Source organism: Amycolatopsis vastitatis (assembly GCF_002234595.1).
Classification (GTDB): domain Bacteria; phylum Actinomycetota; class Actinomycetes; order Mycobacteriales; family Pseudonocardiaceae; genus Amycolatopsis; species Amycolatopsis vastitatis.
The window spans coordinates 402,733-411,806 of record NZ_NMUL01000023.1; the positions used below are offsets into that span (position 1 = coordinate 402,733).

9 protein-coding genes are annotated in these 9,074 nt (G+C 72.2%); 4 read left to right on the plus strand and 5 right to left on the minus strand.

Annotated elements, in window-relative coordinates; all coding sequences use genetic code 11:
- Positions 1–80: 80 nt before the first annotated feature.
- Positions 81–1,205 carry a phosphoserine transaminase gene (gene serC, locus CF165_RS24670; protein WP_093949905.1) on the plus strand — a complete coding sequence of 375 codons (1,125 nt, stop codon included), beginning with the start codon at positions 81–83 and terminating at the stop codon, positions 1,203–1,205.
- Between the two features lie 4 nt (positions 1,206–1,209).
- Here serC and CF165_RS24675 read toward each other — a convergent pair whose 3' ends face one another.
- The 5 genes from CF165_RS24675 to CF165_RS24695 form a co-directional block, all read right to left on the minus strand.
- The gene (locus tag CF165_RS24675) at positions 1,210–2,439 is read right to left on the minus strand and encodes a glycosyltransferase 87 family protein (protein ID WP_240521764.1); all 1,230 of its coding nucleotides are present in this window, start codon (positions 2,437–2,439) and stop codon (positions 1,210–1,212) included.
- Positions 2,440–2,583: 144 nt separating this feature from the next.
- Positions 2,584–3,717 (minus strand): ABC transporter permease, encoded by a 1,134-nt coding sequence (locus CF165_RS24680; RefSeq protein ID WP_439098519.1) that lies wholly within the window; start codon positions 3,715–3,717, stop codon positions 2,584–2,586.
- 77 nt (positions 3,718–3,794) lie between these two features.
- Positions 3,795–4,481, minus strand: a complete 687-nt coding sequence (locus CF165_RS24685) for an ABC transporter ATP-binding protein (protein ID WP_093949907.1) — start codon at positions 4,479–4,481, stop codon at positions 3,795–3,797.
- Complete coding sequence (locus CF165_RS24690; protein WP_205660958.1) at positions 4,478–5,572, minus strand: peptidoglycan-binding protein; 1,095 nt, start codon at positions 5,570–5,572, stop codon at positions 4,478–4,480. Before CF165_RS24690 ends, CF165_RS24685 begins: the two co-directional genes overlap by 4 nt.
- On the minus strand, positions 5,569–6,108 hold the full coding sequence (locus CF165_RS24695; protein WP_093949909.1) for a hypothetical protein: 540 nt from the start codon (positions 6,106–6,108) through the stop codon (positions 5,569–5,571). The genes CF165_RS24690 and CF165_RS24695 overlap by 4 nt, the downstream gene beginning before the upstream one ends.
- Before the next feature lie 111 nt (positions 6,109–6,219).
- Between CF165_RS24695 and CF165_RS24700 the strand changes: the two genes are divergently transcribed.
- From CF165_RS24700 to sepH, 3 genes are all read left to right on the plus strand, one after another.
- Positions 6,220–6,882, plus strand: coding sequence for a response regulator transcription factor (locus tag CF165_RS24700; protein WP_093949910.1), 663 nt, complete (start codon positions 6,220–6,222; stop codon positions 6,880–6,882).
- Complete coding sequence (locus tag CF165_RS24705) at positions 6,879–8,027, plus strand: sensor histidine kinase (protein WP_093949911.1); 1,149 nt, start codon at positions 6,879–6,881, stop codon at positions 8,025–8,027. Before CF165_RS24700 ends, CF165_RS24705 begins: the two co-directional genes overlap by 4 nt.
- Positions 8,028–8,219: 192 nt before the next feature.
- Positions 8,220–9,065: a septation protein SepH gene (sepH, locus tag CF165_RS24710; RefSeq protein WP_093949912.1), complete on the plus strand. Its 846-nt coding sequence runs from the start codon at positions 8,220–8,222 to the stop codon at positions 9,063–9,065.
- Positions 9,066–9,074: the final 9 nt, after the last annotated feature.

Sequence of the window (9,074 nt, forward strand, 5' to 3'; positions counted from 1 at the left end):
AGTTTCCGCCCGTCATTCCACATTCCGGACAGGTCAGCACCACCTTCACCAGCCCCGTCCCGACCTGAGAGACTGGCCACATGACCGACGCTGAGTTGACCATCCCCGCCGACCTCAAGCCGGCCGACGGCCGCTTCGGCTGCGGCCCGTCGAAGGTCCGCGCCGAGCAGCTGAGTGCGCTGGCGGAGTCCGGCTCCACCTACCTCGGCACGTCGCACCGGCAGAAGCCGGTCAAGTCGCTCGTCGGGCGCGTCCGTGCGGGTCTGTCCGAGCTGTTCTCCCTGCCCGAGGGCTACGAGGTGATCCTCGGCAACGGCGGCACCACGGCGTTCTGGGACGCGGCCGCGTTCGGCCTGGTCCGCGAGCGCGCGCAGCACTTCACCTACGGCGAGTTCTCCTCGAAGTTCGCCACCGTGACCAAGGGCGCGCCGTTCCTGGCCGACCCGATCGTCGTCAAGGCCGAGCCGGGCAGCGCGCCCGAGATCGCCTACGAGGCGGGCGCCGACCTGGTCGGCTGGGCGCACAACGAGACGTCGACCGGGGTCGCGGTGCCGGTCCGCCGTCCCGAAGGCAGTGAAGGCGCCCTGGTCGCGATCGACGCCACCTCCGGCGCGGGCGGCCTCCCGGTCAAGGCCGAGGACTTCGACGTCTACTACTTCGCGCCGCAGAAGTCGTTCGCCGCCGACGGCGGCCTGTGGATCGCGCTGGCCTCCCCGGCCGCCGTCGAGCGGATCGGCGAGATCGGCGGCGGCGACCGCTGGATCCCGGAGTTCCTGTCGCTGACCACCGCGCTGGACAACTCCCGCAAGGACCAGACGTACAACACGCCTGCCGTGGCCACGCTGTTCCTGCTCGCCGAGCAGATCGAGTGGATGAACGGCCAGGGCGGCCTGGAGTGGACGACCTCGCGCACCAAGGACTCCTCGTCGCGGCTGTACGAGTGGGCCGAGAAGACGAGCTACACGACGCCGTTCGTGAAGGACCCGGACCTGCGCTCGCAGGTCGTCGGCACGGTGGACTTCAGCGACGAGGTCGACGCCGCCGCCGTCGCGAAGGTGTTGCGCGCCAACGGGATCGTCGACACCGAGCCGTACCGCAAGCTGGGCCGCAACCAGCTGCGCGTCGGCCTGTTCCCGGCCATCGACCCGGACGACATCACGAAGCTCACGCAGAGCATCGAGTACGTCGTCGAGCGCCTGGGCTGAGCACCTAGTTCGTGAAGGCCGCATCGAGGGATTCCCTCGGCGCGGCCTTCACGGCTTTCAGGCGGGGTGCGGCGAAGGCCGCGAGGACCAGCAGGACCAGGCCGAACAGCTCGTAGGACTCCGTCGCCAGCCACCAGCCGAACGAGGGCGCCGGGCGCGGGGCGAACCACATCGGGCCGGCGATGAACAACGCCAGCCCCGCCCCGACGACCGCGGCCGACACCCAGGCGACCACCCGGTCGGAGCGCCACGAACGCCACGCGTGGTACCCGGCGAGGACCAGGATCGGCACGCACCACGTCCAGTGGTGGGTCCACGAGATCGGCGAAACCAGCAGCCCGCCGAGCGCGCACGCGGTGAGCGCGAGCACCGGCTCGGCTCGCAGGATGACCACCGCGACCAGGGCCATCACCGCCAGCGCGGCCAGCACCCACACGATTTCCGGCAGGCCCGCGCGCACGGCCAGCCCGTGCAGCGACTGGTTGCCGACGTAGTCGACGCCGCCGATCCGGCCGGCGTCGAACACGAGCTGCGTCCAGTAGGTGAACGACGCCGACGGCCGGATCAGCCACAGCAGCGCCCCGGCCGCGACGAACCCGGCCACCACCCGGACGGCGGACCGGAAGTCGCGGCGGACCAGGAAGTACACGACGAAGACGGCCGGCGTCAGCTTGATCGCCGCGGCGACGCCGATCAGCAGGCCCTTCGTCCGTTTCCGCTCGCCGGGCAGCAGGACGTCGAGCACGACCAGCACCATCAGCAGCGCGTTGATCTGCCCGAAGCCCAGCGTCGAGCGCACCGGTTCCAGCAGGGCCCCGGCGAGCTGCGCGCCGATGGCGACGAGCGCGGCCACCGCCCGGCCGCGGACGTTCGCCGGGTCGGTCAGCGAACCGTTGAGCGTGGCGACGTAGAGGTAGGCGACGACGCCGGTCGCGACGATCGAGGCGATGCTGACCAGCTTCATCGTCACCGCGAACGGCAGGAGCGTGCCGGGCAGGAACACCGCCGCGGCGAACGGCGTGTAGGTGAACGGCAGCAGGATCCGGTGCGTGGTCGGCACCCAGGCGTCGTACGGCGAGCCGTGCTCGGCCAGTGCTTTGGCCCCACCCAGGTAGACCTCGAGATCGAGACCGTCGAACCGCTTGAGCACGAGAACCGTCACGACGGCGGCGACTTCGGCCACGGCCAGCGCCCACGCCAGTTTCCGGCCTCCGAAAAGCCGCCCAGTGAGCACGCGTCCCCCTCGAACCAGGTCTTCGACCGGCCGAGATTACCGGGCGCTCGGCAGCGGCCGTGCACCGGCAACCGCGGTGACCTGGCGTTCGCGGCTCGCCGCGGCTGCCGGGTGGCAGATGATCGCCACCCGGCAGCCGCACTCTCAGGCGAGGGCCTGCGTCGGCGCGAGCCGGGCCGCGCGCATCGCCGGATAGGCTCCGGCGACCGCCCCGACCAGCGCCGCCACGCCGACGCCGCCGGCCAGCGCCGCGGACGGGAGCACCGCGGGCCACCCCTGGCTCAGCGCGTACCCCGCCGTCACCAGCACCCCGACCAGCACCCCCGCCAGCCCGCCGAGCCCCGACAGCAGCACCGACTCGGCCAGGAACTGCCCGCGGATCTGGCGTTTCGTCGCCCCGAGCGCGCGGCGCAGGCCGATTTCACGCCGTCGTTCGAGGACCGAGATCACCATCGTGTTCGCCACCCCGACCCCGCCGACCAGCAACGCCACTCCGCCGAGGCCGAGGAACAGCGCGCTGTACGTCGTGTCCGTCAGCTTCTGCGCCGCAAGCGCGTCCGACGGGCGGCGCACCTCGACCTCGTTCGACGCCTGCGGGCTCAGCGTCGCGGCCAGCACCGACCGCACACTGTCCACTTGAGACTCTTCCGCCCGGACGTACACAGTGGACGGATGGCCGTCGAACCCGAGCAGCCGCTTCGCGACGTCCCAGCCGACCAGCGCCGACCGCTCGATCTCCGGCGCCAGTGGCATCGGCGCGAGAATGCCGACGACGGTGAACCACTGCGTCCCGATCAGCACCTGCGGCGGCCGGGCCGGGTCGAGGTGGTCGATGCCCAGCCGGGCCGCGGCCTGGGAACCGAGCACCGTCACCGGGTAGTCCTGGTTGCCCGCCGCCAGAAAGGCACCGGCCCGGACCTTGCCGCCCAGCACGCCCAGCAGGTCCGGACGTGCGGCGTACACGGCGAGCCCGGAGGTGTCGTCCGGCGCGATCTTGTCGCTGCGCCGCACACCGGCCGACGTCGTCCCGGTGCCGGCGGCCGCTTGCACCGGCCCGATCCGCTTCGCCATCGGGACGGCACCGTCGGGCAGGGTCGCGTTGTCCCCGAACAACGTCTTCCCCGGCCCGGCGGTGAGCAGGTTGGTGCCGAGCGCGGCCAGCCGGTCGTGCAGCGCCTGCGCGCCGGACGCCGGGATCGCCAGCACCGCCACCATCGCGGCGACGCCGATCGCGATGCCCAGCGCCGACAGCACCGCGCGCACCGGCCGCGTCCGCATGCCGTGGGCGCCGAGCCCGACGACGTCCGGCGGCTTGAGCCGCGCGGGTTCGGGCAGCCTGATCTCCGGTGGCGCGGTCACCGCGCACCCACCAGGCCGGTGTCCAGCCGCAGGTGCCCGTCGAGCAGCTCGATCCGGCGCGGCATCTCCGCGGCGATCTCCCGGTCGTGGGTGATCACCACGATCGTGGTCCCGTCCGTTGACAGCTCGCCGAGCAGGGAGAGCACGGACGCGCCGGTGCCGGTGTCGAGGTTGCCGGTCGGCTCGTCGGCCAGCAGGATCGCCGGGTCGTTGACCACCGCCCTGGCGATCGCGACGCGCTGGCGTTCGCCACCGGACAGCTCGCCGGGCCGGTGCCACGCCCGGTGCCCGAGCTTGACCCGGTCGAGCGCCGCGAGGGCCCGCGCGCGCCGCTGCCGCCGCGGCACCCCCGCGTAGAGCAGCCCGGTGCACACGTTGTCCACCGCACTCATCCCTTCGTCGAGGAAGAACTGCTGGAACACGAACCCGATCCAGCGCGACCGCAGCGCGGAGACCTTGCGGTCCGGCAGCGCGGCGACGTCGTGGCCGCGCAGTTCCACCCGCCCCGACGACGGCCGGTCGAGCGTGCCCATCAGGTGCAGCAGGGTGGACTTCCCGGAGCCGGACGGCCCGACGATCGCCACCATCTCGCCGTCTTCCAGCGAGAGCGAGACGCCGTCGAGCGCGGCGACGCCCCCGGGGTAGGTGCGCGTGACCTCGTGCACGCGCAGCACCGGTGTCACGACGTCGTCACCACCCGCATGCCCTCGGTCAGCCCGGTGCCGGAGACCTCGACCTTGCCGCCGCTGAACAGTCCTGTTTGGACAGCGACGTACCGGCGCTTGCCGTTCTCGTCGACCTCGACCGCGTACCCGCCTTCGGCGAGCGCGAGCAGCGCGCCGACCGGCACCGCGAGCACGCCCTGGTGGACGTCCTTGGTGAACCGGACGGTCGCCGGCGCCGAGTCGAGCGTGCCGGCGGCGGCCGGGTCGTCGAGCCGGACGGTCACGGTGATCTTGGGCTTGCCGTCGTCCTGACCGGCCGCGTCCTTGCCCTCGACGGCGGTGCGCCCGACGTCGGTGATGGTGCCCGGCGTGGTCTTCCCGTTGATCGTCACGGACGCCTTCGCACCCTGCTGGGCGAGGCTCTGCTTGGCCGCGTCCAGCTTGACCTGCACCGAGCGGACGGTGCCGGTCGTCTTGAGCACCTCGCCCTGGGCGGGCGAGCCGAGCTTGGCCGCCAGCGCCGACACCCGCAGCTCGCCCGCCGCGAGCACGACGTCGCCCTGGCCGAAGGTGCCGGTCTGCTCCAGCCCCAGCGACTTCTGCCACTTCTTCAGCGCGGCCGCCGTCGCGGACGTGAACTTCTTGTCCGGCGTGCCGAACCCGCCGAAGCCGCACGCCTTGAGGTTCTCCTCCAGCTGCTTGACGTCGGCGCCGTCGTCCGCCCCGGTGGCGAGGTCGCGGTAGAACGGCAGCGTGCCGTAGAACAGCGGCACCGGCTTCGCGTCCACCCCGAACACCGCCTTGCAGCGGGTGATCGTGGCGCCCGCGTCGGGCAGCGACGTGATCGTGCCGGGCTTGCGGCCGGCGACGGCCGATTCGTCGCCGTAGCCGAGCGTGCCGTCGGCCTCTTCTTCTTCGCTGAGGTCGGTCTTGACGACCGCGGCGGTCTCGACCGGCGGCGGTGCGGACTCCTGTACGGGAGTCGCGCTCGACACCCGCGTCAGGATCACGACGGAGCTGGTGCCCAGCACCACGACGAGGACCGCGGCCGCGACGAACCAGCGCGTCCGGCCGCGGCGGCTGGGCTTGAGGTGTGTCACTTCATTCACTTGGCAGCCTCGGCGTGGACGCTCATCCCCAACCCGCACGCCTTCGCGGCGTCTTCGAATTTCTTCGGGTCGTCGCCCGGGCCGCCGATCCGCGTCGCGCCCTTGCCGCTCGGGTCCGGGTCCGGCATGTCGACCCCGTGCTCCCGCATGCACTTGGCCTCCTTGCGTGCCTTGTCGAGCTCCTCGGCGCTCATCGGCTTCATCTCGCCGCCGTTGGGCATCAGGTGCTTGCACGCCTTCTGCGCGCCGTCGAGCTTCCCGTTGTCGGCGTCGGTGCCCTGGATCGCGATGGACATCCCCTTGCCGTCACCGGCCGGTTTCGGGTCGGGCATGTCGACGCCGTGCTCGCGCATGCACTTGGCGAAGTCGCGCATCTTGTCTTCGTCGCTCTTGCCGCTGGTGTCCGCCGCCGTGGCGCCGCCCGTCTTCGGCGGCGTCGAGATCGAGGCGACCTTCGACCCGTCGTCCGCCTTCGCGCCGCAGCCCCCGAGCAGCAGGGCTGCCCCGAGCGCCGCGACGAAGATCTGTGTCCGCATGGCTCGCTCCTTTCGTCCGGATGGGTATCAGGTCTACGGATCGGGGGATTCCGGCGCGCTAAGCGAAGTCGCTTATGCGCTCCTTATGGCCCGCCTGCGCAGACTGGGCGGGTGCGCGTGCTGGTGGTGGAGGACGAGCGGTTGCTGGCCGACTCGGTCGCGGAGGGGCTGCGGCGGTTTTCGATGGCCGTCGACGTCTGTTACGACGGCGAACAGGCCCTGGAACGGGTCGGCGTGCACGGCTACGACGTCGTGGTCCTCGACCGTGACCTGCCGAAGGTGCACGGCGACGAGGTCTGCGCCGCCGTGGTGCGGGCGGGCGGCGAGGCCCGGGTGCTGATGTTGACCGCGGCCGCCGACGTCACCGACCGCGTCGCCGGCCTCGGCATCGGCGCCGACGACTACCTGACGAAGCCGTTCGCGTTCGCCGAGCTGGTCGCCCGGGTCCAGGCGCTGTCGCGGCGCGCGCGGCCCGCATTGCCGCCGGTGCTGGAACGCGACGGCGTCGTGCTCGACCTGCCGCGTCACCAGGCCGCCCGCGACGGCCGGTTCCTGCTGCTCTCGCCGAAGGAGTTCGCCGTGCTGGAGGTGCTCATGCGGGCCGAGGGCGCAGTGGTCAGCGCCGAAGACCTGCTGGAGAAGGCGTGGGACGAGCACGCGGACCCGTTCACCAACGCGGTGCGCGTCGCGGTGATGACGTTGCGGCGCAAGCTCGGCGACCCGCCGGTGATCGAGACCGTGCCCGGCGCCGGCTACCGGTTCGGCACGCTGTGACCGGCTTTTCGGTCCGGACGAAGCTGACCGCCTGGTACGGCGCGCTGTTCCTGCTCGCCGGACTGGTGCTGGTCGTCATCAACTACCTGCTGGTGCAGAGCACCCTGCCGGACCCGGCCCGGTTCGCCACGACGGCGGTCGCCGGGAACGCCGCCTTCGGAGTCGCACAGCAGCTGGACACCCTTGCACCCGCTCCGGCGGTGCAGCTGGTCAGCGGGTCGCTCGACGAGTACCGCTCCTCGACGCTGTCGACGCTGGTGGTCGGCTCGGCGATCGCGCTGGTGGCGACGGCGGCGCTGGCGGTGCTGTTCGGCTGGCTGATGGCGGGCCGCGCGCTGCGGCCGCTGCACGACATCACCTCGGCCGCGCGCCGCCTGGAGGCCGGCAAGCTCGACCGGCGGATCAACCTCGAAGGGCCGCCCGACGAGCTGAAGGAGCTGGCGGACACGTTCGACGGCATGCTCGACCGGCTCGCGGAGTCGTTCGACAGCCAGAAGCGGTTCGTCGCGAACGCGTCCCACGAGCTGCGGACGCCGCTGGCGGTGCAGCGGACGCTGATCGAAGTCGCGATGGCCGACCCCGACGTCGCCCCGGAGCTGAAGAAGCTCGGCACGCACCTGCTCCACACCAACGAGCGCAGCGAGCGGATGATCGAGGGGCTGCTGGTCCTGGCCCGCAGCGACCGCGGGCTGGCCGCGCGTGCGCCGGTGCGCCTCGACGAGGTCGCCGCGTCGGTCGTCCGGGCCACGGCGGCGCAGGCTTCGTCGGCCGGGGTGACGGTCGAGACGCGGCTGCGGCGGCGCACGGTGACCGGCGACCCCGTGCTCCTCGAACGGCTGCTGACCAACCTCGTGGTCAACGCCATCACGTACAACGCTTCCGGCGGCTGGGTCTACGTCGAAGTGCGCGGCGACCCGGCGGTGGAGGTGCGGAACTCGGGACCGGTGGTGCCGCCCGAAGCGGTGCCGACGCTGTTCGAGCCGTTCCGGCGGGTGAGCGGCGCGGAGCGGACCGGGGACACCCGCAACGCGGGCCTCGGGCTGTCGATCGTGCGCTCGGTGGCCCAGGCCCACGGTGGGGTCGCCGAAGCCCAGCCCGGCCGGCGCGGCGGCCTCACCGTGACGATCCGGCTGCCGCCCGCTTGATCCACTCGATCGTGACTTTGCGTGTCCGGCGTGTCACCCCATGGCCGCCGACCTGGGCGGTCGATGATGCGGGGGTTGCCAAGTGAACAGTGGGCAGTTCGACGCGGACTCGGCGCGCCTCGCACGTCAAGCCGACGCGCCGTTCTAACGTGGGTACCCACAACGGTGAAGAAGATCGGGGAGGCGAGAACAATGCGGGCGCTGCGAGTGGTCGGACTGCACGAGGACGGGAAGTCCATCGTGCTCGAAGACCCGGCGAGCCGTACTCGCTTCCTGCTCCCGGCTGATGAGCGACTGCGCGCGGCGGCGCGGGGTGACATCACCCGCCTCGGCCAGATCGAAATCGAGTTGGAGAGCCAGATGCGGCCACGCGAGATCCAGCAGCGCATCCGGGCCGGCGAGTCCGTCGAACAGGTCGCCGCGAGCGCCGGCGTCTCGACGCAGCGCGTCGAGCGCTACGCCTACCCGGTCCTGCTCGAGCGGTCCCGAACCGCCGAGCTGGCGCAGAGCGCCCACCCGGTCCGCGAAGACGGCCCCGACGTGCAGACGCTCGGCGAGGTCGTCGCGCACGGCTTCGGCGTCCGCGGCCACGACTACTCCCAGGCCACCTGGGACTCCTGGAAGGGCGACGACGGCCGCTGGGTCGTCGTGCTGCAGTGGAAGGCCGGTCGGTCGGACAACCGTGCGCACTGGGCGTTCTCGCCGGGGGCGCACGGCGGCACGGTCACGGCGCTGGACGAGAACGCCGAGGTCCTGCTCGACCCGAACGCCTACCGCCCGCCCCGCACGGTCCGCGCCCTCGACCCGGCCCGCGAAGCGGAGTTCCAGCCGACGCTGGATTCGGTGGTCCCGGAGCGCGCCGAGCTGCCGTCCGCCGAGCCGGACCCGGACGACGACACCCGCGAGATCCCACGCGTCCCGGCGGACCCGGAAGAGGACACGGCGGTGCCCGAGCCGCGGCCGAAGACCAAGAAGAACCACCCGATCGTGCCGTCCTGGGAGGACGTGCTGCTCGGGGTCCGCTCCCAGCGCGGCTGAGCCTCAAAC